Annotated in this window: 26 protein-coding genes and 5 pseudogenes; 18 read left to right on the forward strand and 13 right to left on the reverse strand. The window is 62.9% G+C overall.

The window, feature by feature from the left end; all coding sequences use genetic code 11:
* Positions 1-16: 16 nt before the first annotated feature.
* Positions 17-304 (reverse strand): BufA1 family periplasmic bufferin-type metallophore, encoded by a 288-nt coding sequence (locus tag AC10V3_RS37375; RefSeq protein ID WP_349604977.1) that lies wholly within the window; start codon positions 302-304, stop codon positions 17-19.
* Positions 305-358: 54 nt separating this feature from the next.
* On the reverse strand, positions 359-1375 hold the full coding sequence (locus tag AC10V3_RS37380) for a YeeE/YedE thiosulfate transporter family protein (RefSeq protein WP_490924651.1): 1017 nt from the start codon (positions 1373-1375) through the stop codon (positions 359-361).
* A 305-nt stretch (positions 1376-1680) separates the two neighbouring features.
* Here AC10V3_RS37380 and AC10V3_RS37385 point away from each other — a divergent pair.
* Positions 1681-1841 (forward strand): annotated as a pseudogene (locus tag AC10V3_RS37385) (patatin-like phospholipase family protein); the annotation flags it as partial.
* A 41-nt stretch (positions 1842-1882) separates the two neighbouring features.
* Here the strand turns inward: AC10V3_RS37385 and AC10V3_RS37390 are convergent.
* The 4 genes and pseudogenes from AC10V3_RS37390 to AC10V3_RS37405 all read right to left on the reverse strand — a co-directional run.
* Positions 1883-2251, reverse strand: a pseudogene (locus tag AC10V3_RS37390) (SDR family NAD(P)-dependent oxidoreductase); the annotation flags it as partial.
* Between the two features lie 35 nt (positions 2252-2286).
* Positions 2287-3714, reverse strand: coding sequence for an NAD(P)/FAD-dependent oxidoreductase (locus AC10V3_RS37395; RefSeq protein WP_349604975.1), 1428 nt, complete (start codon positions 3712-3714; stop codon positions 2287-2289).
* Positions 3715-3757: 43 nt separating this feature from the next.
* Positions 3758-4165: a DoxX family protein gene (locus AC10V3_RS37400; protein ID WP_490924679.1), complete on the reverse strand. Its 408-nt coding sequence runs from the start codon at positions 4163-4165 to the stop codon at positions 3758-3760.
* Positions 4166-4364: 199 nt separating this feature from the next.
* Positions 4365-4691, reverse strand: a complete 327-nt coding sequence (locus AC10V3_RS37405) for a BufA1 family periplasmic bufferin-type metallophore (RefSeq protein WP_349604971.1) — start codon at positions 4689-4691, stop codon at positions 4365-4367.
* Positions 4692-4959: 268 nt separating this feature from the next.
* On the opposite strand from AC10V3_RS37405, the gene AC10V3_RS37410 reads away from it, so the two are divergent.
* Both AC10V3_RS37410 and AC10V3_RS37415 read left to right on the forward strand, forming a co-directional pair.
* Entirely contained in the window at positions 4960-5658 is a 699-nt protein-coding gene (locus tag AC10V3_RS37410) for a response regulator transcription factor (RefSeq protein ID WP_349604970.1), read from the forward strand.
* A 33-nt stretch (positions 5659-5691) separates the two neighbouring features.
* Positions 5692-6744, forward strand: a complete 1053-nt coding sequence (locus tag AC10V3_RS37415; RefSeq protein ID WP_349604968.1) for a sensor histidine kinase — start codon at positions 5692-5694, stop codon at positions 6742-6744.
* On the opposite strand, the gene AC10V3_RS37420 is transcribed toward AC10V3_RS37415, so the two are convergent.
* Together AC10V3_RS37420 and bufB are read right to left on the reverse strand one after the other, a co-directional pair.
* Entirely contained in the window at positions 6719-7525 is an 807-nt protein-coding gene (locus tag AC10V3_RS37420) for an HvfC/BufC N-terminal domain-containing protein (protein WP_349604966.1), read from the reverse strand. The two genes, AC10V3_RS37415 and AC10V3_RS37420, sit on opposite strands and share 26 nt — an antisense overlap.
* On the reverse strand, positions 7509-8369 hold the full coding sequence (gene bufB / locus AC10V3_RS37425) for an MNIO family bufferin maturase (RefSeq protein WP_349604964.1): 861 nt from the start codon (positions 8367-8369) through the stop codon (positions 7509-7511). The genes AC10V3_RS37420 and bufB overlap by 17 nt, the downstream gene beginning before the upstream one ends.
* 297 nt (positions 8370-8666) lie before the next feature.
* On the opposite strand from bufB, the gene AC10V3_RS37430 reads away from it, so the two are divergent.
* Positions 8667-9932, forward strand: a complete 1266-nt coding sequence (locus AC10V3_RS37430) for a PAS domain-containing protein (RefSeq protein ID WP_490924652.1) — start codon at positions 8667-8669, stop codon at positions 9930-9932.
* Between the two features lie 495 nt (positions 9933-10427).
* On the forward strand, positions 10428-10652 hold the full coding sequence (locus AC10V3_RS37435; protein WP_349604961.1) for a hypothetical protein: 225 nt from the start codon (positions 10428-10430) through the stop codon (positions 10650-10652).
* A gap of 122 nt (positions 10653-10774) precedes the next feature.
* Here AC10V3_RS37435 and AC10V3_RS37440 read toward each other — a convergent pair whose 3' ends face one another.
* Together AC10V3_RS37440 and AC10V3_RS37445 are read right to left on the reverse strand one after the other, a co-directional pair.
* Positions 10775-11830, reverse strand: a complete 1056-nt coding sequence (locus AC10V3_RS37440; RefSeq protein WP_349604960.1) for an alkene reductase — start codon at positions 11828-11830, stop codon at positions 10775-10777.
* An 83-nt stretch (positions 11831-11913) separates the two neighbouring features.
* Positions 11914-12267, reverse strand: a complete 354-nt coding sequence (locus AC10V3_RS37445) for an ArsR/SmtB family transcription factor (RefSeq protein WP_349604959.1) — start codon at positions 12265-12267, stop codon at positions 11914-11916.
* A gap of 136 nt (positions 12268-12403) precedes the next feature.
* Here AC10V3_RS37445 and AC10V3_RS37450 point away from each other — a divergent pair, with 136 nt between their 5' ends.
* From AC10V3_RS37450 to AC10V3_RS37460, 3 genes and pseudogenes are all read left to right on the forward strand, one after another.
* Positions 12404-13012, forward strand: coding sequence for a plasmid pRiA4b ORF-3 family protein (locus tag AC10V3_RS37450; protein WP_349604957.1), 609 nt, complete (start codon positions 12404-12406; stop codon positions 13010-13012).
* 34 nt (positions 13013-13046) lie between these two features.
* Positions 13047-13571, forward strand: a pseudogene (locus AC10V3_RS37455) (ISKra4-like element ISBte1 family transposase); the annotation flags it as partial.
* A gap of 77 nt (positions 13572-13648) precedes the next feature.
* Positions 13649-14068 (forward strand): annotated as a pseudogene (locus AC10V3_RS37460) (ISKra4-like element ISBte1 family transposase); the annotation flags it as partial.
* Between the two features lie 212 nt (positions 14069-14280).
* On the opposite strand, the gene sorU reads toward AC10V3_RS37460, so the two are convergent.
* Together sorU and sorT are read right to left on the reverse strand one after the other, a co-directional pair.
* Positions 14281-14616, reverse strand: coding sequence for a SorU family sulfite dehydrogenase c-type cytochrome subunit (sorU, locus tag AC10V3_RS37465; RefSeq protein WP_349604956.1), 336 nt, complete (start codon positions 14614-14616; stop codon positions 14281-14283).
* 11 nt (positions 14617-14627) lie between these two features.
* The gene (sorT, locus tag AC10V3_RS37470; protein ID WP_349604955.1) at positions 14628-15869 is read right to left on the reverse strand and encodes a SorT family sulfite dehydrogenase catalytic subunit; all 1242 of its coding nucleotides are present in this window, start codon (positions 15867-15869) and stop codon (positions 14628-14630) included.
* 315 nt (positions 15870-16184) lie between these two features.
* On the opposite strand from sorT, the gene AC10V3_RS37475 reads away from it, so the two are divergent.
* The 7 genes and pseudogenes from AC10V3_RS37475 (at position 16185) to AC10V3_RS37505 (ending at position 23920) form a co-directional block, all read left to right on the forward strand.
* The gene (locus tag AC10V3_RS37475) at positions 16185-16370 is read left to right on the forward strand and encodes a hypothetical protein (protein WP_374063796.1); all 186 of its coding nucleotides are present in this window, start codon (positions 16185-16187) and stop codon (positions 16368-16370) included.
* A 147-nt stretch (positions 16371-16517) separates the two neighbouring features.
* Positions 16518-16701 (forward strand): annotated as a pseudogene (locus AC10V3_RS37480) (ISKra4-like element ISBte1 family transposase); the annotation flags it as partial.
* Positions 16702-17431: 730 nt separating this feature from the next.
* Complete coding sequence (locus AC10V3_RS37485) at positions 17432-17746, forward strand: PXPV repeat protein (RefSeq protein ID WP_490924653.1); 315 nt, start codon at positions 17432-17434, stop codon at positions 17744-17746.
* Between the two features lie 1056 nt (positions 17747-18802).
* Positions 18803-19810: a LacI family DNA-binding transcriptional regulator gene (locus AC10V3_RS37490; RefSeq protein ID WP_349604952.1), complete on the forward strand. Its 1008-nt coding sequence runs from the start codon at positions 18803-18805 to the stop codon at positions 19808-19810.
* A 100-nt stretch (positions 19811-19910) separates the two neighbouring features.
* Positions 19911-21245 (forward strand): FAD-dependent oxidoreductase, encoded by a 1335-nt coding sequence (locus AC10V3_RS37495; protein ID WP_490924680.1) that lies wholly within the window; start codon positions 19911-19913, stop codon positions 21243-21245.
* Complete coding sequence (ilvD, locus tag AC10V3_RS37500; protein WP_349604949.1) at positions 21242-22927, forward strand: dihydroxy-acid dehydratase; 1686 nt, start codon at positions 21242-21244, stop codon at positions 22925-22927. Before AC10V3_RS37495 ends, ilvD begins: the two co-directional genes overlap by 4 nt.
* An 18-nt stretch (positions 22928-22945) precedes the next feature.
* Positions 22946-23920: a Bug family tripartite tricarboxylate transporter substrate binding protein gene (locus AC10V3_RS37505; protein ID WP_349604947.1), complete on the forward strand. Its 975-nt coding sequence runs from the start codon at positions 22946-22948 to the stop codon at positions 23918-23920.
* Positions 23921-24305: 385 nt separating this feature from the next.
* On the opposite strand, the gene AC10V3_RS37510 is transcribed toward AC10V3_RS37505, so the two are convergent.
* A complete protein-coding gene (locus AC10V3_RS37510) occupies positions 24306-24428 on the reverse strand; it encodes a hypothetical protein (protein WP_349604945.1) in 123 nt (40 codons plus the stop codon).
* A 574-nt stretch (positions 24429-25002) separates the two neighbouring features.
* Between AC10V3_RS37510 and AC10V3_RS37515 the strand changes: the two genes are divergently transcribed.
* Genes AC10V3_RS37515 through AC10V3_RS37525 form a run of 3 tightly spaced genes read left to right on the forward strand, consistent with a single transcriptional unit; the run spans position 25003 to position 26492 of the window.
* Positions 25003-25161, forward strand: a complete 159-nt coding sequence (locus AC10V3_RS37515; RefSeq protein WP_349604944.1) for a hypothetical protein — start codon at positions 25003-25005, stop codon at positions 25159-25161.
* A gap of 37 nt (positions 25162-25198) precedes the next feature.
* On the forward strand, positions 25199-25708 hold the full coding sequence (locus AC10V3_RS37520) for a sigma-70 family RNA polymerase sigma factor (protein WP_349604943.1): 510 nt from the start codon (positions 25199-25201) through the stop codon (positions 25706-25708).
* Positions 25709-25718: 10 nt separating this feature from the next.
* Positions 25719-26492: an anti-sigma factor family protein gene (locus AC10V3_RS37525; RefSeq protein ID WP_349604942.1), complete on the forward strand. Its 774-nt coding sequence runs from the start codon at positions 25719-25721 to the stop codon at positions 26490-26492.
* Positions 26493-26629 lie beyond the last annotated feature (137 nt).

The following is a 26629-nucleotide window of genomic DNA, read 5'->3' on the forward strand; positions in this document are numbered from 1 at the left end:
GTCCCGCAGCCACCGCTCAGGGCGCGGCAGACCTGTGGCTGCCACCCGCGATCCGGGCGCAGGTGCCGGCGGGCAGCATCAGCCATTCATCGCCGGCGGCGTCGTGGCGGGCGCGGCCCGCGCAAGCGTGCAGCGCGGTGCCGCAGTCGTTCCTGCCTGCCCTGGCTACGCCGAAGCACCGTTCACGGTCCAGGGCAAAGTGTGCCGGGGAACTGGCCAGCAGATGCGTGTTCTGCCTGATCGCAAGCCCGACGGCAGTGAGCGCGGTCGCGATCACCAGCGCGTTCCCGATACGGTGGCTCATGCTTACTCCTTCAGACTGTCAGCAATGCAACACGACTGGTCCTGCTAGCCTTGCCTAGGATTGCGGGGCGCCCGGGGTCGCAGCGGCCTGGCCAAGCCGACGCCGAAGCCATTGCGCGAGCGCGATGGTGACGCACATCGTGCCGAATGCGACCCATGCATACGGCCACAGCAGGGGCATGCCGACCAGCAGCAGTCCATCGTTGCCGCCCGGAATCAGCATGCTGCCCCAGCCCATGATGGCACCGCCCGTGAAGCAGCGGAGACACTGCGCACTGGAAGTCGCGGGACCTTCGCGGCGGCCAGCGCTTATCCCGCCGAGGATGGCACCAGCGAGCAGCCCCAGCGACAGCAAGGCCCGTGCCGGCAGCATGGCAGCGCTGCCACGTGCCAGTTCGGCCAGCACCTCGGTGTATGACCACGCGCCTGCCAGCAACAGGAGCAGCAAGAAGGTGAGACCGACCACCGTGGTGGCGTGGTGCGGTGACCAGATCCGGGCGCCAACGCGTGCATGCCACGTTTGCACCAGGGTTGCAGGAGCGCAATGACGTCGCGCCCGCTGCCACAGACGGAGCAGCCGCCACCCGACGAACAGAAGGAAAAGCGGTGTCAGCAGCGGCGCAGCACTCCATACCGGCGAGGCGGTCGCGAGCACCGGGCGCTCCGCTTGCGGCCACAGCGCAAGCAGCCCCACGCAGCCCACGTAATATCCGAGGGGCGTGGCGGCGTACGCCCATTGCCCGCTGCCCAGCCTGGCGACGGCGCCGAATACGCACGCGCCGTTGATGAAGGCGCCCAGCCCGAGCAGGGCGCCTCCCAGGACAGTCAGGCCATCGACCGGATAGCCGGACGGCATGATGGGAAGCAGATGCAACCGCTGCGCGATCAGCAGTCCGCCACACACGTACAGCGACGCTTCTGCCATGGCAAGGAGGCGCGAGCAATTGCGCGATGACGTGATCTCGCTGACCGCGGCGACCGCGCAGGTTGCGCCGCGCTGGATGGCGAATCCCATCACGGCGGCGCAAATCAGGGCGCCGGCAAAGGACAGACTCAGCAGCATGAGTTTCATGGGCGCTTCATCCTCGGGCATGCGCAGGTAGCCGTCCCCACACCTGTTCACATAGTATGCGGGTCCATCTTCATTTCGACCGGGAAGAGATCGGACGACAGCAAGACTGCGGGGCTGCCGCCTTCATTCTTCCACCAGTGGGAAGTCCCGTTCCTCTCCGCGGTCACGTCGCCGGCGCGGTGTACGATCGGCACCGCGCAGTTGCTCGCATATTCCACGATCTCGCCGGAGACGATATAGATGATTGCCGGGCGGTTGGACCCAGCACTGAGGGCGAGCCATGTCGACCGATCCTGGAATGCGAGATGCCGGAGAAACCGGCCAAGCCGTGAAGCCGATCACGCTGGCGTTGCAAGGCGGGGGTGCCCATGGTGCCTTTGCCTGGGGCGTGCTGGACCGCCTGCTCGAAGACGGCCGGCTTGCAATCGAGGGCGTCAGCGCCACCAGCGCCGGCGCGATGGGCGCCTTGAACGGCGAAGCCACCAGGCCATGGGCCGAGGCGATATTGATGATGCGGCCCCAGAGCCTGGCCTTCATGCCGGGCAGCACAGCCTTGATCACGTGGAACGCTAAGGACAGGTTGATGGCAACGATCGCATCCCACTTGTCGTCCGGCATCTCTTCGGTCGGGGCGACATGCTGGATGCCGGCGTTATTCACGATGACGTCGACCTTGCCGAACTCCGCTGCAGCGAATTTGGCCATTTCGCGCACCTGGCCGGGCTGCCTCATATCCGCGGGCGAATAGCGCACGCGCACGCCGTACTCCTGCTCCAGCCCCGCACGCGTGGCTTCAATCTGATCGGCATCGCCGAAGCCGTTCAGCAGTACATCGGCGCCTTGGGCGGCAGGCGCGCGCAATGCCAAGCCCGACACCGCTGCTGGAGCCGGTGATGATGGCGGATTTTCCTTCAAGCATGTTGATCTCCAGTTCGCGTGGGGGCGGCGGGGGTGGCGTAGGGCGCCCGCGGTATCCCGGAAAAGTCATGCGTTGCAATGCGGGTTGCCGATGCACCCGGCGCTTGTGGGCGGTGGGGTGGCAGCGCATCGGGTGGCGATTCGTCTGCCTCGCTGGTGCGTGTAAAGCGCAGGTGGGTGATGTCAGTCGGGAAGAACATGGACAACGTCCATTCCGCCCAGAGGCGCAGCTTGCGCCCGAGCGTCGGCATGCGCATCAGGTACAGCGCACGCCAGGCCAGCCAGGCCGGCAAGCCCGAGAAGCTGAAGCCATAGACCTGAGCAACGCCCTTCATATGCCCGATGCTGGCCATCGCGCCCTTGCTCTGGTACGAGAACGGCTTGCTCTCACGCTGTTCCAGGTGGCCGGCGAGGTTATGGGCAAGCTGGCGCGCCTGAGCCACGGCGAACTGCGCGGTTGGCAGCGAATCCTCATCGGTGGCGGCGTTGGCCACCTGTGCGCAATCGCCGATGGCCCACAGTCCGGGCATGTCGCGCACCGACATATCCGGGTTGGTCTCGATGCGTCCGCGCCGGGTGGCTAGTGCGAGATTGCGCTCCAGGGTGGCGACCAGCGGATTCGGTTTGGTGCCGACGGTGCAGACCACCGTTGCACCTTCGATCATTTCGCCGTCAGCCAGCACCACCGTGTCGGCTTCGAAGCGGACGGCCCGGGTGCCGAGCCTGAGCCGGATGCCGCGCGCGGCCATATGGCGTGCCGCGGCCATGCCAAGCGAGGCGGGCAACTCGGGAAGCAGTTGCCCGGTGTCATGGAGCAGCGTCACCGCCAGCTCTTCGCGCTGCACGCGCGGGTAGAAGCGCCCGATGCTGCAAAGATAGTCGGCGAGTTCCCCGGCAACCTCCACGCCCGAAAAGCCCCCGCCGACCACGATGAAATGGCCCAGCAGGCGGCGCAGGACCGGGTCCGACTCCAGTTCCATGCGGGCCAGCTGGCGCAGCACGCGGTTGCGGATAAACAGGGCGTCACCCACCAGCTTCAGGGGCAGGGCGTGCTCGGCCATACCTGGCACCAGGTCGAGATTCGCGCGGGTGCCGAAGGCAAACACCAGATGGTCGAAGGGAATCTCGCGCAGGCCCGCCAGGGTCGTGCAGGATAGCTTGCCCTGGGCGTAGTTGACGTCCTGCACGGTGCCCATGATGAACTGGGTGCGCCTGAGCATCTGGCGGATCGGCACGATTACGTGTTCAGGGAAGACCGAGGCACCCACCACCTCGGCCAGCATCGGGTTGAAGGTGGTGTAGCTTTCGTCGCTGACGAGGATCAGCCGGTGAGGCGTCGGCAGCAGCTTCTCCAGCGCCTGGGCCAGCGTGGTGCCGGCGAATCCACCACCGATGATGACGATGTTGTTCTCTGCAAGCATGACGGTTCCTTTCGCCCTGGCATGGCGCCCCGGGGCTTTCGAGCTAGTGGCTGCCCCTGCCGCGCAGCAGGAAGCGGTCGATCAGGTGGTCCAGCGACAGCCGGCCGGGGCCGTGCAGCATCGTGACCAGCAGCAGGAGCCCCCAGTACTGGTGGTCCCTCAGGCCAACTTCGCCCAATCCCGGATACGAGATCACCGCGACGATGTTGAAGACGAACAAGGCCAGCGCGGCTGCCCGCGTACCGAGCCCGAGCACGAGCAGCACCGGCAGGCACAGCTCCGCGGCGGTACCGAGATAGGCGGCCAGGGTCGGACTCAACAGCGGCACGGCGTACTCGCTTTCAAACAGCGCTAGCGTGGTGGACCAGCTGGCGAGCTTGGTCAGCCCGGACTGGAAGAACACCAGGCCGATCAAGACACGAATGCCGAGATCGAGCGCGGGAGCCAGCATTTCCAGCAGGCTGATCGCCGCCTGCCCAGCGGCGATGATGCGCGAAGGCTTTGCGCCGGCCACATCCAGCGGCGCGGACGACAGAGGGGTGGTGCATTTCATTTGGGCTACCTCGCGAAGCGGTCAAGGACTTGGGGTGCGCTGGGCAGCCGTGACGCGGTTACGTGTCACGGCTTTCCGCTGCAGGCTCGGGTGCCGCTCAGGCCGGGTGGGCCGCCTTGGCGGCCGGGCTGAGTTCGCCGCTCTTGCCACCTGGCTTGGCGAACTCGGACATCTGCAGCCGCCCCCCCGCGATCTTTTCGCATGTGCCCTTGGGCACCAGGATCCAGGCTTCCACGTCGCGGTCAACCTTGGCCGTGGCAGCGCAGGAACTTTTGCTGGTGCCGCAGTCGTTCTTGCCGGCCTTGGCGATGCCCGCACATTTTTCGTTGTCGCCTGGCGCTGCCATGGCCTGGGAGGCGGCGCCGGCAATGCCAAGCGCCAGCATGCCTGCAATCGCGCCGCGGATGATTTGATCGCTATTCATGATGCACACTCCATTTGGGTTCAGGACAGGAGGGATACCTGTCTCTGGATTGCAGTATGGAAAGGCGAGTTCACGCTGGTTTCGCTCAAATTTCAAATTTTCTTCACGAGGGCGCGGGTCGTGACGGGCCGGGACGTCAGCCACGCCGGCGGATGGCTTTCCATCCACGAAATGCGTTCTAGAATGGTTCAGTGACTGCCCGGCCGCAAACCGGGCGGCAAGGACGGTGTTGCCGACATCCCGCATGCTTCAACGATGAGGTGAAACCATGTCGCGCCAGGTTCTGGTGATCGAGGACGACGCAGATATCGCCGAACTGGTACGGCTGCAGGTGAGTGGCCTGTCTTGCGACGTGAAGGTGATCAACCATGGCAGGGCGGGACTGGAAGAGGCGCTGAGCCGTCCCTATGACCTGGTCATCCTGGACCTGATGCTGCCGGGCGCCGACGGGCTGGAGATCTGCCGGCGCCTGCGCGCGGAGCCGCGCTATACGCCTATCCTGATGCTCACCGCACGCTCCACCGAACTGGACCGGGTGCTGGGACTGGAGATGGGCGCCGACGACTACCTGACCAAGCCGTTCAGCGTGCTGGAGCTGACTGCGCGGGTCAAGGCGATCTTCCGGCTGGTCGACACCCTGGCCAACCCGCCAGCGGATGGCCGCAGGACGGTGCAGGTCAAGGGCCTGCACATCGATATCGACAAGCGTGAAGTGAGCGTGCGCGGCACGCCGATCTGCCTCACCGCCAAGGAATTCCAGCTGCTGCTCTACTTTGCCAGCAATCCGGGGCGCGTCTTCAGCCGCGCCCAGTTGCTGGACCAGGTCTGGGGCTATAGCCACAGTGGCTACGAGCACACGGTAAGTTCGCATATCAACCGGCTGCGCGCCAAGATCGAACTCGACCCCAACGAGCCAGAGTACATCCAGACCGTCTGGGGCGTGGGCTACAAGTTCTGCAATACGTAATAGGGCGCAATAGGGGAAGGGAAAGGGGATTCCATGTTCCGCACCCTTTACGGCAGGCTGGCGGTGGTGCTGATGGCGGTGTTCATTACCATTGGCGCGCTGATGATCCTGGCCTCCCAGAAGATGATCGAGACGCAGCGCCTGATCGAACTGGCGACCGATCTCATTATCGGTACGGTGGCCTTCAGCCTGGTGGCGGCGCTGATCGTGTTTCGGCTGTTGACGGTGCGGCTGCGCGTGCTGTCGGAGGCCATCGAGGCATTCCGGGCGGGCGGTTTTTCCACGCCGGTGAGACTGGCGCAAGACGGCCGTGCGGACGACGAGATCCAGAAGCTCAGCACGGCGTTCGAGGAGATGTCCGAGCGGATCGTCACGCAGCTCGCCCAGCTGTCACAGGTGGACCAGCAACGGCGCGAGCTGCTTGCCAATGTCTCCCACGACCTGCGTACGCCGCTCGCATCGATGCAGGGTTACCTGGAAATGCTGCTGCTGAAGGCCGAAGAGATGACGCCCGAGGACCGCAATCGCTACCTGCAGGTGGCGACCAGGCATTGCGAACGGCTCGGCAAGCTGGTGCAGGACCTGTTTGACCTGACCAAGCTCGAAGCGCGGGAGGTCCAGCCGCGGCTGGAGAGCTTCCCGTTGTCGGAACTGGCGCAGGACGTGGTCCAGAAGTTCGCCCTGGCGGCAAACAAGCGCGGGCTGGCCCTGCTGGCGACGTCAGGTCCCGGTTGTCCGCCGGTGAGCGCCGATATCGGCATGATCGAGCGGGTGCTGGAGAACCTGATCGAGAACGCCATGCGCTATACGCCTGCCGGCGGAGAAATCAGCGTCGACGTCCAGGCCGCCGGGGAGCGCGTCGAACTGACCGTGCGCGATACCGGCCAGGGCATAGACGCGAGCCGGGTGCAGGGTGTGTTCGACCGTTACTACCGGGTGGATCGCATGGCGTCTGACAATGGCAGCAACGTCGGTCTCGGGCTGGCCATCAGCCGGCGCATCGTGCAGTTGCACGGCGGCGAGATCCGTGTGCGCAGCGCGCTCGGCAAGGGCACTGCCTTTACGATCGACCTGGCGCGGGGATAAGGCCGGCGGCGCAGGCGTCGAAATCAATGATCGTCGCGTCCAGGATACGTCGCTGGATAAAGCCGCCCAGTGCGAAGGCGGGCGCAGTTTGCAGCGCCCGCTGGTATGCCGGCTCGAGCGCGGCACCGCCATCCAGTGCGTCAAGCATGGCGTATTCCCCGACATCCAGGGACTGCACTTCGACCACAAAGCCGCTGCGCCTGACCAGCAGCCAGTCGCCGCCGCTGTCGGCGTCGATCTCGATAGCGTCCGCATGATCTGGCTGGTTCGCCTGCCAGATATGCAGCACCGGAAATGGGGACGCGAGTAACCGGCAGGCCGGATTCAGCGTCAGGCGCAGGCATGCGGCATCGGCCTCGGCGAGCGCGCCCAGGCGCTTCAGCGCGAGCGGCTCGGCGTCTGCCGCATGGAAAACCTCATGCGTCAGCCATTCGAGCCTTGCCACATCGGGCAGGTAGCGCAAGCCCGCTGCCGGTCCGAATTGCGCGAGGAAGTCCGGAAAGTTCTTGCCGAAGCGCTGGATGTCGCCGCTGGTGGATGGGCAGGCTCGGATATACCGGCCCGCCGTGGCATCGAAGAACGGCTCGCCCACCAGGCGCACGATCACGGGGAATACGGCGCGCAGGGCCTCGCACAAGTTGTGGCGCACGTTGCCGGCGTAAATGCCCAGGCTCCGCTGCGCGTCCATGGCGCCGCCGACGATGTGGTCGGACAGTGCAGCCGGGTCCTGCTCGAGCACCGCCCGGGCAAAGCGACACTGGATCTCATGCAATGAAGGCATCGTCGGTCTCCAGCATCTGGTCTGCCCTGCGGGCTTCGTCGAGCAGTACCTCGAGCGGGGGAATGTCGGTATCCCACTCGATCAGGGTGGGAACCGGGCCAAAGCGGGCGAGCGCATGTCGATACAGGCTCCATACCGGCTCTGCCACGCGCTGGCCGTGGGTGTCGATCAGCATGCCGCCGCTGTGGTCAAAGCCAGCCAGGTGGATTTCGTTCACCGCGCCCACGGGGATCGCATCGATATAGCCCGATGCATCGGTGCCGTGGTTGACCGCGTTGACGTAGATGTTATTGACGTCAAGGAGGATGCTGCAACCGGTTCGCGCCACCAGCGCCGCGATGAACTCGGGCTCGGCAACCGTCGAGTGGCTGAACCGGAGATAGCTGGTGATGTTCTCCACCAGCAACTGCTGTTGCAGGTAGTCCTGTACTTCCTCCACGTGTTCGCACACGACGGCGAGCGATTCCTCCGTGTAGGGCAGCGGCAGCAGGTCGTTGAGGTAGCGGTCTCCAATGCGGCCCCAGCTCAGATGTTCGGATACCAGCCCTGGCTGGGAGCGCCGGATCAGGGCAGCCAACCGCTGCAGGTGTGCGCGATCCGGGCGGTCCGTAGCGCCCAGGCACAGGCCGACGCCGTGCAGGCTCAGCGGGTAAGAGGCCCGCACCTGCGCGAGGTAGTGCAGGGGCTGACCGCCATCACCGAAGTAGTTTTCACTATGGACTTCGAACCACCCTGTCGCGGGCGTTTCCGCCAGGACCTGGCGATAGTGCGGGGCGCGCAAGCCGATCCCGGCCCGGGGCGGGATGGCGGCTACCATATTGGGGTGGAGGCTGGTGGGTAGCATCGGAAGTCCTGTCGGTGGCGGTTTCCTTCAGTCCCACTCTGGCCGACAAAGATCACGAAACTCTCACGCGGCCTTCAATTAAGTCTGCCGATCAGCGCTATGGGCAGGGTGCGGGCGTGATTCCGCGGTACTGGTTGGTGGCGGGATCGTGGGCTATGTTAGGAAGGGCTCGCACCGGCGTGTCACGCGAGGGTGGTGCGGACGTGGCATGCCTCCACAGAACCGCGCAAGCTGTAAAGCAAAAAGCACCTGTTGTGATGCGCGTCTGTAGCGACGGGGCGGAACAGAAAGAGAATCATGATGGGCCTGAGAGCAAAGCTGCTGCTGCCGCCGGCATTGATCAGCCTGGTGCTGATTGCCTATCTCCTGCTCGGCTGGGTGCCCGGCGCCGGCCCGCCCGGCACACGCACGGGCGTCGCACTGGTGGCGGCGGCCGGGCTGGCGTTTCTGCTTGGCGTGCTCGCCCTTGCTATTCACGCCTTCTGGGGACGTCCGCTTAGCGCGCTGCTGCGCAGTTGCGCCACATCCCAGGTATCACGCAACGATGGCGCCGGCCGCGGCAAGCCCCCTGATGAATTCGAGCAGATCCGCCAGGTCGTCACGGACTTGCGCGCACGCGTCGAGTCGTCGCAAAGCACATTGGCGTTGTCGATGGAACAGCGCCGACAGCAGGAGATCGCGCTGCGTTCCAGCGAAGAACGCTATACCCTGGCCATGCGCAGCGCCGATGACGGCCAGTGGGAATGGAATTTCCAGACCAACGAATTCCACCTGTCGCAACGCTGGAAGGCCATGCTCGGCTTTGAAGAAGACGAACTGCCGGACAGCCTGAAGGCCTGGAAAGAACGGGTACATCCCGCCGACCTGCTCGCGGTCGAGCAGGCGATGGCACGCCACCTCGAGGGTGCCAGCCCGCGCTATCAGCAGCAGTGCCGCTTGCTGCACAAGGACGGGCACTACCGGTGGGTCAATTCGCTGGGCAGCGCCATTCGCCATGCCAACGGCAAGGCATTGCGGCTGGTCGGCCTGGATACCGATGTGACCCGTATCAAGCGCGTCGAAGAGATTCTCAAGCACATCGTCGAGGGCACCTCCGGCACCTGTGGCGATGAATTTTTCCGCGCACTGGTCCGCCACTTCGCTGCCGCACTGGACGTCCCCTGCGCCTTCGTTACGGAATGTACCGGGTGGCCGCCACGGCGTGTCCACACGCTGGCCTTCTGGTTCAAGGATGACTTTCGCGAAAACGTCGAGTACGACCTGGCCGGCACGCCTTGCGAGGCAGTTTTCGACCATGGCTTACCGGTGTTCTACCCGGAGGGGATTGGCAAGCTGTTTCCGCGAGAGCAGGGCTTCGAATGCTATTACGGGTTACCGATCCAGGACAGTGGGGGCAAGGTGATCGGGCACATGGCCTTCCTCAATATTCGAAAGATGAAGGAGGAAGAAGTCCTGATGGACTACGTGTACCGCATCTTTACCGCGCGTGCCGCCGCCGAGATAGAGCGCAAAGCCGTCCTTGAACACCTGACCCGGGCGCAGGCGGCGCCCGGTGCCGGGTAGCGCAGCGACGGGCGGCGCGAGAACGCCGCTTGTCGGCCATGTGTCGCCGCCTGACGCGTCATGGCGCGATGCGCGGAGCCAGCAGATCAGACATCCCCCCGATGCAGCTTCCGCCCGCACGCGATCGAGCATGGCGAAGCCCACATAAGGAATCACGATCCGTTCTTGCCACCGTCCCACTCTTACGTCGCACGACAGCGCAACCGTTTTGCTGCTTGACCAGTTGCTCGATGGGGTGTCGGCTTTAACCATCAGAGCGTGACGCGGCTAGCTTCATCGCTTCTGCATGGATAGGGGGGCAAATAAGCACTCAGTGGTGCGCCGTGATGAAAAATTGATCTTTAACGGATCAATGCGTGAGTTCCGTTGCGCACACTACATCCAAGGACAAGCAATCGGCCTGTCTGAGTCTAAACCTTGCGGCGTCCGGCTCAGCCCCGCAGCGCACAAGTCATAGTGAACGGAGCCCTGTAACCACCTGAAAAGGAGTGGAAAATGCTGAAGAACGTCTTATTGCTCGTTGCGGCGAGTGCCGCGCTCGGTGCTGGGGTAGCCCATGCCGGCATCGGGATGCGGGACGTCTATACCGATGGCGCTGTGAAGGGGCCGGACCCCTACACCAATGGTGGCAGAGCAAGCACCGATCGACGGGATGTGTTTACGGACGGCGCGAGAATCACCAACCGCGATGGGTATATCGAAGAGCGCTCACAAAAGTAAGTGCCGACGGACTTGAAGAAGCCACCAAGTGATGGGCGCGACCTCTATGCGACCATTTGCAGGTCCCCCCGAGAGAATCCCTTTGCGGGGGGCCCGCTAGCGGGGCCTTCATTGCGGCTCGCTCAGGCGAGGGCGGGGTAGTCGATATAGCCTTCCGCTCCAGGGTGATAGAAGGTGTCTGGCTGCGGTGCGTTGAGCGACGCGTCCAGCTCAAGCCGGCGAGGCAGGTCCGGATTGGCGATGAACAGTTGGCCGAACGCAACGGCATCCGCCTCACCCGCGGCGAGCACGGCTTCAGCGGTTTGCTTGGTCATCTTCTCGTTGGCAATATAGACGCCGCCGAACGCTGCCTTCAGCGCAGGTCCGAGGCGGCCGTCGCCCAGCGCCTCGCGCGAGCAGATGAAGGCGATGCCGCGTTTGCCGAGTTCGCGGGCCACATAACCGAAGGTCGCGGCCGGATCGGAATCCCCCATCGAATGTGCATCGCCGCGCGGGGCCAGGTGCACGCCGACACGGCTGGCGCCCCACACTTCGATGCAGGCGTCGGTGACTTCGAGCAGCAGCCGCGCACGATTCTCGATCGGGCCGCCGTAGGCGTCAGTGCGCTGGTTGGTGCTGTCCTGCAGGAACTGGTCGAGCAGGTAGCCGTTGGCGCCATGGACTTCCACGCCGTCGAAGCCCGCCGCCTTGGCGTTCTGCGCGCCGCGGCGGTAGGCCGCGACCACGCCGGCGATCTCGTCGGTTTCCAACGCGCGGGGTGTCACATAGGCGCGCTTCGGGCGCACCAGGCTCACATGGCCTTCGGCGGCAATTGCGCTCGGGGCGACAGGAAGTTCACCGTCCAGGAAGACGGGATCGGAGATCCGGCCGACGTGCCACAGCTGCAGCATGATGCGGCCGCCGGCGGCATGGACCGCCTCGGTGACCTGCTTCCAGCCGGCCACCTGTTCATCGGTCCATATGCCGGGGGTGTCGGCATAACCTACGCCTTGCGGCGTCACCGCGGTGGCCTCGGAGATGATCAGGCCGGCGGAGGCCCGCTGGACGTAGTACTCGGCCATCAAGGCATTCGGCACGCGGCCGCCACCGACCGCGCGCGAACGTGTCAGCGGCGCCATGATGATACGGTTGGGCAGGTCGAGATCGCCGACACGGATGGGATCGAAGAGAGTGGGCATGGGATTCTCCTTTGTTGTCGAGGGTGAAGCGCGCACGATCGCGCGCAATGGCATGGCGCCGTGTAATCTGCGGCGCAGGTTGTTCAAAGGTCCTGGTGGACGTGTTCGAGGAAGGCCTGGATGGTCTCCTCGTTGCGCTTGAAGAAGACCCACTGTCCGATGCGTTTCGAACTAACCAGGCCGGCGCGCTGCAGCGTTGCCAGATGAGCGGAAACGGTTGATTGCGATAGCCCGGCCTGCGCATCGATCAGCCCGGCGCAGACGCCCAGGTCGAGCGGATATTCCTGCGCCGAGAAGTACGCATCGGGCGTTCGCAACCATGAGAGGATGTTCCGCCGGACGGGGTTGGCCAAGGCCTTGTGAATCGCGTCCACATCAAGCGCCGGCTTGACCGAGGGCGTGGCAGCCGGGCGCTGTTTCGGTCTCTCACGAACCATATATCGCGCTTTCTTAAAATTAATATCGTAATTGTACGATATCTATCTCAAGCGCGTTGCAAGTGGTGCACCGATGGCCCCTAGCCGAAAGTCGAGACCGCTTCTGAGAGGCCAATGAGCCACCTAGAATGGGCCCATGGCATCCGATCCTCAGCTGGCGATCGCCGTCCTGCAACTCCGGATGGCTCTGCGCGGCTTGAGCCCGCCGGTCTGGCGACGTGTGCTCATTCCTGGGCACATCACGCTGGCTCGCCTCCATGAAGTCATCCAGGCAGCCATGGGCTGGACGGACGATCATCTGCATCGGTTCGTCATTCGTGGCCGGAGATATGGCGAAGCCCGCGAAGGCGCTCTGCAATTTTCCACGGCGGCAACCACGCTGACGCTAAGCGAATTTGCTTTGCGCGAGCACGAGGCTTTCTTCTACGTGTACGACTTCAATGCATGGTGGCGGCACGATATACGCGTCGAGCGGCGCGTACTGACGCAGCATATCGAACTGTTGCCACGTTGCGTGGCGGAGTCTGGGGCTTGTCCGCCGGAGGATGTCGGCGGGGTGGAAGAATACCTGGAGGTTAGAGAAAGCCGGAGCGAATGGGAGTTCATGGAGTGGCTCGAGTCCTTACGTGAGCGCTCCATAGAGCTGAACGAGCTTCGTGATGAGGTCGACCAGTGGCTGACGTGGCTGGACCGCCGCTTCGACCGCCAAATCGTCAATGATCGGTTGCGAGAGTTGCAGGCGTAGACTGGTCGCCGCAGTTCACGGGAGGAGGGCGGCCATGCATATCACTTTGCAAGTCGTTGTGCAGGACGAAGGGGAGACGCCCGCCACCGTCACCGAGATCGCCCAGTTCGAGCGAACAGCCTTTGATGCCGGATCACTGGGCTTGCATCTGGCGGAAGCGAAAGCGCTGCTAGGCAAGCTGCAGCGCACGATGGTTTCGGCACAGGTTGCCGAGATGGTTGCCCAGTCCAGCGTTTGTCCCAAGTGCGGTGCACCGATGACCTGCAAGGGGCACCATCGGCTGGTCTTCCGTTCGCCGTTTGGACGACTGTCGTTTGATAGTCCCAGGCTGTATCCCTGCCGGCAATGCTCGGGCAGCGCCTCCACCTTCAGCCCGCTCGCAAGCTGTCTGCCTGAGCGGGTCAGTCCCGAACTACAGTATCTCGAGGTCAAGTTTGCCGCGCTGATGTCCTATGGCTTGACCGTCAACGTGCTGCAGGAGATTTTGCCGCTCGATCACGCCCTGGCAGCCAGCTCGATCCGACGTCAGGTCAGGCGCTCGGTCGCCGGCTGGAAGCGGACCAGGCGACCGATGACAGGGAGCAGGGGGAGATGGCCGCGGGCACCTGTTTGCAAGTTGTCGCGGAGCCCAGTCCGCTCCGCGCCGTCGGCATTAACGGCGGCTACCTTCGGCTGGCCGGCCACCGGCGACGGCAGGACGGCTGGTTTGAAGTGATCGTCGGGAAATCAATGCGGGATCAGGATGCCAGCCACAGTTTTGCTTACGTGCACAAGCTGGAGCACCGGCCGGCCGATCGTATGTTGAATTTTCTGCTTCGAGAAGGTGTGCAACCCAGTCAACCGGTCACCTTCCTGTCGGACGGAGGCGATACCGTACGGTTTGCCCAGCTCGGCTTTGGTGACCGCGGTGAGTACGTTCTCGATTGGTTCCACATCGCCATGCGAATACAGAACCTCGAACAGATGATCAAGGGCCGGCCGGCACACTGCGACGGCCCCACCAACGCGGCCTTGATCAAGGCACTGCATAGCGCCAAGTGGCACCTGTGGCACGGTTTGGATCGATAGCTGTGTCGCTCGTCACTGCCCGGAACGCGCGACGGATCCAACAGTTGCAGATCGACCGCGATAAGCAAAGCAGAACCAGGATCACTCAGGAACCGAATCTCGCAGAGGGAATAGACGAGAGCTGATGGCACTGAGTCCGTCAGTTGCCCAAACCCAAGCAGATGCCTAAGTGTGGGTACTGCTCATACCTTTTTATTGCTTCATTTTGCAGCGCCAGTAGAGGCCGCCACATACTTCGCCAGCGTCGCGACTTGTTGATCGGTCAGGCCTTTGAATGCTGGCATCTGACCAATACCGTTGCGCACCGCTTTCTCCACACGCGATGCATCCGGCTTGAGTTCATCCAGATTCGGGCCGATCGCGCCTTGTGCGCCAGCGTGTTCCAGCGTGTGGCACACCGCGCATGCCGGTACTGCAGTCTGAGTGAACAGCTTCTTTCCCTCTTCCATATTTGCCTGGGCCAGTGCATTGCCGCCAGCGAGTGCAGCGATCGCAGCAAGCGCTGCGCTTGCTGCCTGTCTTACGTAAAATGGCATTCCTTTTCCCTTTAAACTACAGTGATTTGCATTGCGTGGTCGCGCCAGCTGGTGTTGTTATAGCCGTGAGCGTTTTCCACACGCTCTTCCGGTTGAACCTTACCCTTGGAGTCTGTTGCGCGGCAAGCGATCGTGTACGTCCCTGGAGTCAGCTTCACCGGCAGCACGAACTGGCGCCACGCATAGCGACCCAGATCCGGGCCGACGAATTTTGCAGCCTTCCAGGTCTTGCCGCCATCGATGGAGACTTCCACGCCTCGCACCGCATTGATACCGCCAAAGGCAACACCTTTGATCTGCACGAGACCCGCCGAAACCGGACCGCCGTCGGAGGCCGGGCTGTTAATCCACGACTTGACGCTCATTTCCCAAATCGAAGGCTGACTGGGATCTCCCTTCTCTCCCGGAGGCGAGAAGCGATAGCCGGTCTTCTGGATCGCCGCGTCCGTCTGCTCTGTGGTAAAGGCGAGGCGCTTGATGTATTTGACATTGTTCACGCCGGAATAGCCGGGCACGATGATGCGCAACGGCCCGCCGTGGGCATGGGGGATCGGCTCACCGTTCATTTCCCATGCCAAGAGCGCGTCGTCGATGGCGCTCTTGGGCACCGAACGCTCCACGATCACGGTCTTTGGATCAATCCCCTCCGGAATCTTCTCACCGCCAGTGCTGGTCATGTACGCTGCGCCAGCCACCACGCCGCCCAGCGCTTCGATCACGGCACGCACCGGCACACCGCTCCATATCACGCATCCAGCTGCACCTACTTGCCAGGGCGTGCCACTCGGCTTGCTCGGAAAATAGCCGCGGCCGTTACCAGAACACTGGAGCACCATCGCTACGGTATCCAGCCCCATGGTCTTGAGTTCCTTGACCGTCAACTTGCGCGGATTCTTCACGCCTTCAACTGTGAGTTCCCAACCATCGCGGTCGGCAACGATGCTCACATCGGGCGCAGGAAGGTTATTGCGAATATACAGTTGGTCAGCCGGCGTGATGATGCTGGTGCCATACGCAGCCCGCTTAGTTTCGAGGGTGTTGCTTGAATGGACGATCATTGCATTCGGATCTTTCCATGCAACATAAGCCGGCAGCGGTTTCCCCCCGGCTGCTGGTGTAGCGGCCGGCGTGTCGGCAGCCTTTGCCAAGCCTGACATGGAGGCCGCGATCGCAGTTGCGCTGCCTGCCATCAGACGGCGACGTCCAAGATTAATTACCGAGTCTGCAGGAATCGATTCAGTTTTCTCTGACATTAGGGTCTACTTATAGCGATGATTGTTCAGATCACCGAGCCCGTTGTCTGGCAGCGACTCGGCGAAGACGGAAGGCGGATGGATAATGTCAGGAACAACTAACACCACAGCCGCCGTTGACTTGCATGGAAGCGAACACAAGCATATGCCAGATTTTAGAGGTGGTGCCGGAAATTCGGACAGCCGGATCCCCGTCGCAGCTCCGTTGCAAAGTGCTTTTCCAGATACTGGTCCTGATGCGCCTTCGCCATCTGGCCCCAGCTCCTGTTTAGAGCCATCACAGCGACAACGATTATCGTCAACAACAAGGCGAAGATGCCTGAAAGCAGCAACCTTGCGCTACTCATCATGTCGCCTGCGCGTTGGTGGGGTGAGCAGGTTAGCATCATCGATCGATGGTTTTTGCATATTTACGGGCATGTCATCAATAGACAAATAAATGTCGCGTTAGGAAAAACAGAGCAACCTGATTTCAGGGCGCAGTTTCCGTTGGCCGGATAGAGTGCACAGTATTCCCAGTGCCGAGTATCCTGCGTACCTGTCTGTGCCGCTTGCTTTTCGGGATATACATTTGCCAATTCGGGACAGTCGCCAGGTAAGCGTGACAAGCCGCCAGCCGCCTCAGTAAGGTTGCACAGCCGAGTGGTCGCCAGCGGCTTGCCGGAGCGGGTCAGTGCAGAACTACAGTATTTCGAGGTCAAGTTTGCAGCGCAAATGTCCTACGGCCTGACCGTCAATGTCTTGCAGGAGGTGTTACCGCTCGATCATGTGCTGGCGGCCAGTTCGATCCGGCGTCAGGTGACCGCGCTCGGTCGCCGGCTGGAAGCGGAACTGGCTACCGATGCCCGGCAGCAGGGGGGAGATGGCCGCGACCGTCGGTTCGCCCGATATCCCGGAACCCAGTCCGGTCCGCGCGGTAGGCATTGACGGCGGCTACCTTCGGCTGGCCGGACACAGGCGCCGCCAGGACGGCTGGTTTGGGGTAGTCGTACTTTTTGCGCAGGATCTGGTGGTAGCAAGCTGGAGGAGCCACTCGCAGCAACGGTTCTTGACCATCCCCATTCTGAGCGTTAGACATGTTTGCAAAACATTGATTCGTATGGTTTTTTAAGTCAAACCAGCAGATTTCGCACCAAAAGTACGATGACCCCGATATGGTGCGGCGGTCCACGCCACTCAAGAAGCAGGTACGTATCCTGGCTACGACCACCTCAATCTCAGAGTCTCTGCCAGACGAAATCGCTGCATTTTTAAAGGCCCTCGGCCGGAGTGGTCGAGGGCTAGAAGTGGTAGCGGGCAGATCGCAGAACCACCCGAACGGAGGGACCGACCGGGTTTGGGTGTATCGAGATCACTCATGGTGATGTTGGTTCGGAGCGACAGCCAGGGTGAAGTTGCTGCTGTCAAAGGAGTGGATACAAAGCCTTACAAGACGCTCACGCCGCAGTGGTCAACCGTGACAACCTACCGCCGTTACACAAGGTAACCGGCTTTAGGTTCTGCTCATATCAGACTGGGCGAGAACGCCCTAAGGTGTGAGCATCATTGGACGGAACAGCATCATGCAGAAGATCTTGGCAGTATGTGTAATCGCAGCCGCCTCCGCGCTTGCCTCAAGCGCTGCGCAAGCAAGAGTAGACGTCGGAATTGGCATCGGTATTCCAGGTGTCGTAGCACCTCCGCCCCCGGTGTACTACGAGCCGGCCCCTGTCTACGTTGCGCCGCGCCCAGTGGTAGTGGCGCCTGGTTATTACTACGACGATTGGCAAGCACGCGCATGGCGTGAGCAACAGTGGCGTGAGCAACAGTGGCGTGAGCAGCGGTGGCGGGAGCGCCATCGCAAGTGGCACCGTTGGCACGATGACGAAGACGATTGAAGCCGATTCTCAGGGCGACGCGGCAAGCCCGAAGGAAGCATTGGAGGGGCCCGGACCAGACCAAGGATGTCGTCCCGAGCGCTTCCCGCTCTTGCCATGCTGGCGGGAAGTTCCGCCCGCGCAGGGCACAGCCAAATGCGCCACAGGATTCAGTGAAGGGAGGGCGCCACGAGTACCTTGGATGAAACAGTTTTTTAAGGTTAGGGGTCCTGCTGGCTGCAGATCTCCGCCCCCCTCAAAGGAGGGCCCAGGACTTCGTACACCATGACTGACCTCGACAGACTGCTCGAGTGGGGCGTCCATGCGGACCAGCGAAGATACGTGGATTGACCGTCCCTGGCCGCCCAAGCGGAAGCCGCTATATGACGATCGGCAGGAGGTAGACCGGAGGTACTTTGCTGCTCGCTGGCGTTCAGTCGCACCCGCGAAGGAGCTTGTACTCGAAGCCAGGTCTGGCCGCTCAGCGCGCCGGACTTGCCCAGACGTCCGTTCTTGCTTCAACCTCAGCCGTCGAATCGGGCTTTATCCAACGACAGCTACTGGCCGATTGTGTTGAAAAACTCGGCAGGCGGGGTTTCCAGCTAGATTTTTGGGGTTACCCGAACCCCCAACCGATCGACGATCGTTCAATACAGGGCGATCTGATAGGTCGAGTTTCGCCAGGCACGGCCTCCTCACTGGCCACAACGAGTTTTTCAACACTATCGGCCGGCAAGTGACCTACGGCAGCCGCTCACCGGTCGTCGCTTTATGACCCCTTCTCGATCGTTCGGAGGCTTTGGTTCGAGAGGCCGTGCTGGCCGAAAAGCGGACTCTTGGCTTTACGACGAAAGTGAGCTCCGCGTCGGTAAAGAATTGAATTCTTTCGTAATGAGACACTGCAAAGCTGCTCTTCCCTCCACTCAATACGCCCTTTGGCAAGGTCATCACGCACGCTAACTCGGCACTGAAGTGCCGGTCTTCCATGGTGCGGCACTGGCCGCCACAGCTCATTCTGACGTGTTCGTTTAGAATCGGGGCGCATCCCTACAACGCGCCGCTGATTCTGCCAGCACCATGAGCAAGAGGCTTACCAGTATCGACATTGCCCGCCTGGCGGGAGTGTCCCAGACCACCGTCTCCCGTGTTCTTCAAGATCTGCCGTCAGTAAAACCGGAAACAAAGGCTCGGGTACTCAAGGTCATCCAGGATCATGAATACTCCCCCAGTGCCGCAGCTCGCCAGATGAAAACCAGGCGCAGTGGCACGGTTGCTGTCGTCGTCGCAAGCCTTTCGAATCCGCTCTACCCGTTGCTGCTTCAGCTATTGGTGGAGCGCCTCGCGAGCCACGGCTTCCGAACGACGGTCTGGGAACTGGACGGCGTGATGGACGATGCAACAGTGCGCGCGCTGGCGGAGAGTGCGACGGACGGCGTGATTTTTGCCGCCGCGCTCGATGAATCCAGGGAGCTGCTGACCAGGGTGGCGGCAGAGAAGCCGATCATTCTGATCAACCGATCCGTCGGTACCAATCTTTTCGATACGATCGTCAGCGACAACTACGCCGGTGGCAGACGCGTCGCGGAGTATTTCCTGACCGCGGGCCGCAAGCATATTGGATTGATTTCCGCAAAATCGAGCAAGAGTTCGAGAGCAAGCACGATTCGCGAGCGCGAAAGGGGGTTCATGGAAGGGCTCGGGGATGTGGCACTTGGCCCGGCTTTCACTCGTGCTGACGCGGCGGACTTCGGCTATGAATTCGGTTTCCGCGCCATGCAGACGTTGCTGACCGACCGCCCCGAAGTTGACAGCGTCTTCTGCACCAATGACATCGTCGCAATCGGCGCACTGGATGCCGCAAAGCGCTGTGGGCGGTCGGTGCCCGATGAGATGTGGATCGTGGGCTATGACGATATTCCGATGGCTCGGTGGGAATGCATCGGCCTGAGCACCGTTCAGCAACCGCTGCCGGCGATGGTGGAGCAGGTGGTTGAGCGGCTTGAACGTCGCATGGCGGACCCCGGGCTGGCCCCGCACACGTTCGTGTTGCCGAATGATCTGGTGCTGCGGTGCACAACATCTTGAGGTTGAATCCGCAAGGCTTGCGCCTATAATGACTACGTAACCATTTCTACAGGTGCGGTTGGCTCGCATGAATGCGCCACCGCAATTTTTTGGAGACAGAATGACTACGTATTCATTGGGGGCCGTTGCCGAACCGCCGCGTTCGACGCCGGTGGTCCGGACGGCGGATATCTGCGTGGTGGGCGGGGGCGCCGCCGGTGTGGCAGCCGCCATATCGGCAGCGCGGGCCGGTGCGAAGGTGCTGCTGCTGGAACGCGAGGGCTTCCTCGGCGGCACCTTGACCTCAGTCAGCCTGGGCAGCATCTGCGGTCTATATGCGGTCACCGAGTCGGAAGTCCGCCAGATCGTCGGCGGGTTCTGCAATGAGGTTATCGAACGCCTGCATGCGCTGGACGGGGTAGGCGAGCCAACGCGATGGCTGGAGACGGCCTCGTTGCCCTATGACCTTTTCGCGATGAAGGTCGTGCTCGACCAACTCATCCAGGACGCCAAGGTCGAGGTGCTGTTTCACGCCCTGGTCGTGGATGTGGCCATGGATGGCGAGGACGTCGATGCCGTGCTCATCGAAACCAAGCAAGGCCGCCTGGCGATCCGCGCGAAGGCATTCGTGGACTGCTCGGGCGATGCGGACGTGGTGAAGTTCGCCGGCGCACCGTTCGAAATTTCCACGGGTGACCTGCAGTTTCCGACCACAATGGTGCGCTTTGGCGGTGTCAATACCACGGCGCTCGGCAACCTGAGCCGGGCGGCGTTGCGCGAGTGTCTGGAACGCGCCGTGGAAGACGGCTACGACCTGCCTAGAACGGCCGGCGGCGTGTTTGCCGAACGGCCGGGTCTGGCGCATCTGAATATCACGAAGGTCGCGGTGGATGGCAAGTCTCCTAATCCGTTCGACGTCAGCGTGATGTCGCGGGCGGAGTTGGCCGGGCGGGAACAGGTTTGCCTGTATCTGCAGGCGTTCCGCAAATTCGTACCGGGTTTCGAATCAGCATTCGTGATGGATACCGGCGCAGTGATCGGCGTGCGCGAGAGCCGGCGCACGGTCGGCAGCTATGTCCTGACCGATCAGGACGTGCTCGAAGGCGCGCGGTTCTCCGACGCTATCGCCTGCTGCGCCTGGCCAATGGAGGACCACGCGGCGGGCCGTGCAACCAAATGGATCTGGTTGCAGCCGGGCACGTACTTCCAGATTCCGCTGCGCTCGCTGACGCTCCCCGGCTTCGACAACCTGATGGTGGCGGGCCGCTGCGCATCGGCCACACATGGCGCGCAGGCGTCGATCCGCGTCACCGCGCAGTGCTTTGCGATGGGCGAGGCGGCGGGCCAAGCCGCTGCAGCCGCCGTGGCGCGGCAATGCAGCGTGCACAGCGTTCCCGTCACTGACATCCAGCAGGCCCTGGCCCGCAACGGCGCCTTCCTTGGAGACGCGCAATGACTTCGCAGAAATACCGTAGCAATTTCGTCCCGGGCACTACGCGCTGGGCGCTGCGCAAGGCGCAATGGCAGGCGCTTGGCCTCAGCGATGCGGACATGGAGAAGCCGAAAATTGCCGTGGTCAACACGTCATCGGAATTGTCGAGCTGTTTCAGCCACCTCGATGGGGTGGCCGTGCAGGTGAAGGCAGCGATCCGCGCGGCCGGTGGCGTGCCGTTCGAAGTGCGCACCGCCGCGCCGAGCGACTTCATCACCAGTGCGGGCAAGCAGGGGCGCTACATCCTGCCGTCGCGCGACCTGATCGTCAACGACATCGAAGTACAGGTCGAGGGTGCGCAGCTTGACGGCATGGTTTGCCTGGCATCGTGCGACAAAACCACCCCCGGTCAGATGATGGCGGCGGCGCGGCTGAACATTCCGACGATCGTCGTGATCTGCGGCTACCAGGCCAGCGGCCAATACAAGGGCGAGCATGTCGATATCGAGGACGTATTCGAGAAGGTCGGCATGCATGTGACCGGGCAACTCTCGTTCGAGGATCTCGACGGCATGTGCAAGCGCGCGGTGCGCAGCCCGGGCGTTTGCGCAGGGTTGGGCACGGCCAACTCGATGCACATCGTCTGCGAGGCACTGGGCCTGACGCTGCCGGGCGCGAGCCCGGTGCTGGCGAATTCGCCGGCGATGGTGGAGCAGGCCAGGGCTGCGGGGGCGCGCATCGTCGAAATGGTCAACGCTGGCCTGACGCCGCGCAGCATCCTGACGCCGGCGGCGTTTCGCAATGCCGTCAGGGTGGCACTTGCACTTTCGACGTCGATCAATGTTTTGCGCCATCTGCAGGGCGTTGCCGAGGAGGCGGGCACCGATGTCGATCTCTACGACCTGTTCGACCGCCTTGGCCGTGAAGTGCCGCTGCTGGCCACCGTCAAGCCGAATGGTCCTCATCGCACAGAAGAACTGGAAGCGGCGGGTGGCACGTTGGCCACAATCAAGCGCTTGGCGCCGATGATCGAGCAGGATTGCCTGACAGTGTCCGGCAAGACCTGGAGTGCGATTCTGGACGACTATGAAGCGCCGTCGCCTTCCATCCTGCGTACGCTCGACGATCCCGTTTCGACCAAGCCATCGCTGGTCATCCTGAAGGGATCGCTGGCGCCCGAGGGCAGTATCCTGAAACTTGGCAATGCTGGCGAAAAGGCGGAGCGCTTCCGTGGCAAGGCCATGGTGTTCCACTCGCAGGAGGAGGCCATTGCTGCGCTGGCGGATGGCAGGATCACCGCCGGCACCGTGGCATGCCTGCGCGGCATGGGCCCGATTGGCGGGCCGGGCGTGGCGCTGGCCTCGTCGTTCGTGGCAGCGGTGGAAGGCGCGGGATTCAACGGCAAGGTGGCGGTCGTGACCGATGGTCAGTTGTCGGGCCTCAATCGCGGCGTGGCCGTCGGTCAGGTCTGCCCGGAAGCCGCCGCCGGAGGGCCGCTCGCGCTGGTTCAGGATGGCGACGACATCGAAATCGATATTCCCGGCCGGCAAATCAACCTGCTTGTCGACGAGCGCGAGATGGCCGCACGGCGAGCCCGGACGGCGCCGATCCTGGGCGCCACGGAGCAGGGCTGGCTGAACATCTATAGCAAGACAGTAAAGCCGCTGGCTCGCGGGGCCGTACTGATTCCGATCCATCCCCGTTGACGATTATCTGGAGGAGACATGAAAGCAATCATCAAAATCACCTGGCGCACGGCCATCGTTGCTGCAACGCTGGCGTCGGGCGTGGCCGCGGCAGCGTACCCGGACAAGCCGGTACGCATTGTTGTCCCGTACCCGCCCGGCGGCGCATCCGATACCACTGCACGTGTGCTGAGCGAAAAGCTCAAGGAAGTGACCGGCGGCACCTTCGTGGTGGAAAACCGGCCTGGGGCCAATGGCAACATCGCTGCGGAAATGGTGGCGAAATCGCCGGCAGACGGCTATACGCTGCTGATGGCGAACGTCGGTCCGAACGCGATCAGCCAGACCATCTATCCGCACTTGAACTACGACGTCAACAAGAGCTTTGCGCCGATCGGCCAGACCACCACGGTGCCGATCGTGCTGGTTGCCGGCCCGAAGGTCAAGGCGACGGACATCAAGGGCCTCGTGGCCGAAGTCAAGGCCAACCCCGGGAAGTACACTTTTGCCTCCGCCGGCAATGGTTCGTCGAACCACCTCGTTGGTGAAATGTTCAGGTCGGGCCTGAAACTTGACATGATGCATGTACCGTACAAAGGGGACGGCCCGGCGATGACCGACGTGATGGCCGGTCAGGTGTCAATGATGTTCACCACGGCGGTTGCCGCGCGTCCGTACATTACGGGGGGCAAGCTTAAGCTGATTGCAGTGGCCAGCAAGAAGCGCGTTCCGGCATTTCCGAGTGCACCGACCATTAATGAGACGGTGTTGCAAGGCTTTGATGCCTCCTCCTGGGGTGGTCTTGTTGCCCCGGCGGGAACTCCCCCGGAAGTTGTCAAGCAGCTCAACGCCGCGCTGGTCAAGGTGTTGGCCATGCCTGACGTGAAGGACAAGCTCGCGACCCTCGGTGCGGAAGTTATAGCCAGCAAGCCCGAAGAGTTTGCCGGCTATATCAAGAGCGAAACTGACAAGTGGGGTGCGGTCGCGAAGGCGGCCAATGTCGTGGCTGAATAACCGCAATAGGGCAGCGCGCGGGATGGGCGGTGAGCGGCGATCTGCTGCTCACCGCATTCTTGCGTCAACGATGGAATGAAGTTCTGCGATCGCTACTCCAGATGGACGTTGGCATCCCGGACGACACCGCTTCATGAGGGCACCGCTTTGCGGCAGTGTGAAATTTCAGGGTTCGCTCGGCAGAAGAAGTGACTGCCCGCGTGGCTTACTCTGACATGCGTTTTCGGTCTGCGGCGCTGTGGGTCACGGCGGGCCTGCTGCTGACGGCACCAGGTCTGCCGCCGTGCGCCAAGCCCGTGGTGATCGAGGGAACTCGTTACGAATCTCAGTCCCTTAGCATCCGGTCAGGTGACATCGTCGTGTGGGTCAACAGAGATCCCTTCCCTCACACGGTGACGGCACAATCCGGTGGATTCGACTCGAAGAACATCGCGCCGGGCATGTCGTGGATGTATGTAGCGAGGAAGGCCGGGGTTTCCCCTTGCACCTGCATATTGCATTCGACCATGAAGTCCACACTTCGCGGTGAATGAGTCGGTGCGTCGGCCGCAAGGACGGATGTTCACGCCGTGCCGCCGGTGAGCGTGCCTGCGCCATTAGGTAGATACTCCGCAGTCGAGCCCGCCGGTGCAGGCCAAGTGATTGCTCCGGCTGCCAGGGGACGAATTCTTTCTGGCCATGGCCATGCAGCTCGCTTTTCGAGTGTTGACCCGAAGCCACCGCCAGCATGAGTTGGAAAATCCCTCCGCATGCCAGTGCTCCAGATGTTTGGGCGCGTTCTCTCCGGGGGGGCTGGCAGACGCCGTGCCACCCGCGAACGTTTCCTGCAAGCCTCCGCCACGCGCGAGGTAGGAATGTTCTCCTCGAGATTGTTCAGCCCGACGGCCGTCGCGGCTTCGGCGAGGGCAATCTGCCGACTTTGGGGCGGCACCGCATAAACAAACTCCATGACAGTGGAATAAAGCGCCGCCGCGGCGCGTTTACCCATTGACAGGACTGTGGCAGCAGCAACATGCGCTGCCCGGGTGCGGCGTTTTCGACGTGGAGAATGCTGCTCCGCGGCCTACCCTCTGGAGACCGAAATGAAAATGCTCCATCTGATTTCTGGCTTGCTGCTTGCCATGATGGCGGTGGCGGCGTGCTCCACCGACAGTGGTACAGATCCGTCGGGCAGTTCGTCCCAATCCCGCAGTGGCAGTAGCCGGAGCACGGGCGGCGCAATGTATCCCGGCGGCTACTAATTGGTCCTGGCCGCCGGCCCGAGGAGAGTCCATCCCGGTGAGCTTGCGCGACGACCTCGCCGCCTGCCTGCCGCAACTGCGCCGTTACGCGCGCGCGCTGACGGGTGATGCCGCATGGGCGGACGACCTGGTGCAGGACACGCTCGAGCGCGCGCTCGCGCGCACCTCGCTGCTGCGCGCCCACAGCAATACGCGTGCCTGGTTGATGGCCATATTGCGTCACCTCTATATCGACCAGTTGCGCAAGCGCCGCGAGCTGGCGCTCGATGCCGATGACCCTGTGTGGCAGCGGCTGGAAGCGCCGGCCGGGGAGGTCGACGGGCTGCTACTGCTCGATGTGCAGCGCGCGCTGTACTGCTTGCCGCTGGAGCAGCGCGATGTGCTACTGCTGGTGGCACTGGAGCAATTGAGCTACCGCGAAGCCGCCGCGATCCTGCAGGTGCCGGTGGGGACGGTAATGTCGCGGCTGTCGCGGGCGCTCGAGCACCTGCGCGTGCTGCTCGGCGGCGGCGACGCTGGAAACAGCCCTGGGTTTTCAAAGTCGTGAGGCACAGGCCATGACTGACAAGCGAAGTTCCACCGCGCCGGCGACAGACCCGGAGCTGAAGCGGCTCTCGGCGCTGGTCGATGGCGAGCTTGCGCCGCACGAGCAAGTCGAGGTCGTGGCCGCGCTGGCGCAAGATGTACAGGCCGCCGCACGTGTGGAGGATTATCGGCGTCAGAGCGCCGCTCTCAGGTCACTGTTTCCGTTGCCGACGGATGCGCACTATGTCGTGGTGATGCCGCGCCGCGCGTGGTGGTGGCGTGCGGTGGCCGCGCTGGCCTGGGTCGGTGCGGGGATGTTGCTGGGCACCGGCGGCGCCTGGCTGTCGTTGCGCGGGCCCGATCCCTGGGATTTCGCCCGCCATGCTGACCTTGCCTACGCGGTCTTTGCGCCGGAGCAGGGCCACCCGGTAGAAGTGGCGGCCACCGATCAGGCGCACCTGGTGGAGTGGCTGTCGCGCCGGCTGGCGCGCACACTGACGATTCCAGCGTTGAACGAATACGGCTACACGCTAATTGGTGGGCGGCTGTTGCCCGGCGCGGCCGGGCCAGCGGCACAGTTGATGTATCAGAACCAGGCGGGCGGGCGCCTCACGCTGTATATCACCGAGGCAGCGCCGCCGACCACCTCCTTCCGTGTGCTGCGCCAGGACGACCGGCGCACGTTCTATTGGGCCAGCGCGGGTGCCGGTTACGCGCTCTCGGGCCAGCACAGCGAGCCGCGCCTGCGCGAGATCGCGATGGACGTCTGCAGCAGCCTGGGCGGCAATTCGCAAGCATGGCAGTGAGGCGCGGCGTCACCGCCGTGTGGAATAAAACGTGGCTCTAATCCGTTTACTTCATGCAGGACTGGCGTGGCTGTGGGTAGCGGACGCGGTCCGGCAGGCAAACCGATGTGCCATGAGATCCGCAAGGGCATACGTCG

Source organism: Cupriavidus sp. PB-02 (assembly GCF_058252315.1).

Coding starts and splice junctions, on each gene's coding strand:
- AC10V3_RS37375 (WP_349604977.1), bottom strand. CDS start 304: ATGAGCCACCGTATCGGGAACGCGCTGGTGATCGCGACCGCGCTCACT.
- AC10V3_RS37380 (WP_490924651.1), bottom strand. CDS start 1,375: ATGAAACTCATGCTGCTGAGTCTGTCCTTTGCCGGCGCCCTGATTTGC.
- AC10V3_RS37395 (WP_349604975.1), bottom strand. CDS start 3,714: ATGCTTGCAGAGAACAACATCGTCATCATCGGTGGTGGATTCGCCGGC.
- AC10V3_RS37400 (WP_490924679.1), bottom strand. CDS start 4,165: ATGCTGGCTCCCGCGCTCGATCTCGGCATTCGTGTCTTGATCGGCCTG.
- AC10V3_RS37405 (WP_349604971.1), bottom strand. CDS start 4,691: ATGAATAGCGATCAAATCATCCGCGGCGCGATTGCAGGCATGCTGGCG.
- AC10V3_RS37410 (WP_349604970.1), top strand. CDS start 4,960: ATGTCGCGCCAGGTTCTGGTGATCGAGGACGACGCAGATATCGCCGAA.
- AC10V3_RS37415 (WP_349604968.1), top strand. CDS start 5,692: ATGTTCCGCACCCTTTACGGCAGGCTGGCGGTGGTGCTGATGGCGGTG.
- AC10V3_RS37420 (WP_349604966.1), bottom strand. CDS start 7,525: ATGCCTTCATTGCATGAGATCCAGTGTCGCTTTGCCCGGGCGGTGCTC.
- bufB (WP_349604964.1), bottom strand. CDS start 8,369: ATGCTACCCACCAGCCTCCACCCCAATATGGTAGCCGCCATCCCGCCC.
- AC10V3_RS37430 (WP_490924652.1), top strand. CDS start 8,667: ATGATGGGCCTGAGAGCAAAGCTGCTGCTGCCGCCGGCATTGATCAGC.
- AC10V3_RS37435 (WP_349604961.1), top strand. CDS start 10,428: ATGCTGAAGAACGTCTTATTGCTCGTTGCGGCGAGTGCCGCGCTCGGT.
- AC10V3_RS37440 (WP_349604960.1), bottom strand. CDS start 11,830: ATGCCCACTCTCTTCGATCCCATCCGTGTCGGCGATCTCGACCTGCCC.
- AC10V3_RS37445 (WP_349604959.1), bottom strand. CDS start 12,267: ATGGTTCGTGAGAGACCGAAACAGCGCCCGGCTGCCACGCCCTCGGTC.
- AC10V3_RS37450 (WP_349604957.1), top strand. CDS start 12,404: ATGGCATCCGATCCTCAGCTGGCGATCGCCGTCCTGCAACTCCGGATG.
- sorU (WP_349604956.1), bottom strand. CDS start 14,616: ATGCCATTTTACGTAAGACAGGCAGCAAGCGCAGCGCTTGCTGCGATC.
- sorT (WP_349604955.1), bottom strand. CDS start 15,869: ATGTCAGAGAAAACTGAATCGATTCCTGCAGACTCGGTAATTAATCTT.
- AC10V3_RS37475 (WP_374063796.1), top strand. CDS start 16,185: ATGCCTGAAAGCAGCAACCTTGCGCTACTCATCATGTCGCCTGCGCGT.
- AC10V3_RS37485 (WP_490924653.1), top strand. CDS start 17,432: ATGCAGAAGATCTTGGCAGTATGTGTAATCGCAGCCGCCTCCGCGCTT.
- AC10V3_RS37490 (WP_349604952.1), top strand. CDS start 18,803: ATGAGCAAGAGGCTTACCAGTATCGACATTGCCCGCCTGGCGGGAGTG.
- AC10V3_RS37495 (WP_490924680.1), top strand. CDS start 19,911: ATGACTACGTATTCATTGGGGGCCGTTGCCGAACCGCCGCGTTCGACG.
- ilvD (WP_349604949.1), top strand. CDS start 21,242: ATGACTTCGCAGAAATACCGTAGCAATTTCGTCCCGGGCACTACGCGC.
- AC10V3_RS37505 (WP_349604947.1), top strand. CDS start 22,946: ATGAAAGCAATCATCAAAATCACCTGGCGCACGGCCATCGTTGCTGCA.
- AC10V3_RS37510 (WP_349604945.1), bottom strand. CDS start 24,428: ATGGTCGAATGCAATATGCAGGTGCAAGGGGAAACCCCGGCCTTCCTC.
- AC10V3_RS37515 (WP_349604944.1), top strand. CDS start 25,003: ATGAAAATGCTCCATCTGATTTCTGGCTTGCTGCTTGCCATGATGGCG.
- AC10V3_RS37525 (WP_349604942.1), top strand. CDS start 25,719: ATGACTGACAAGCGAAGTTCCACCGCGCCGGCGACAGACCCGGAGCTG.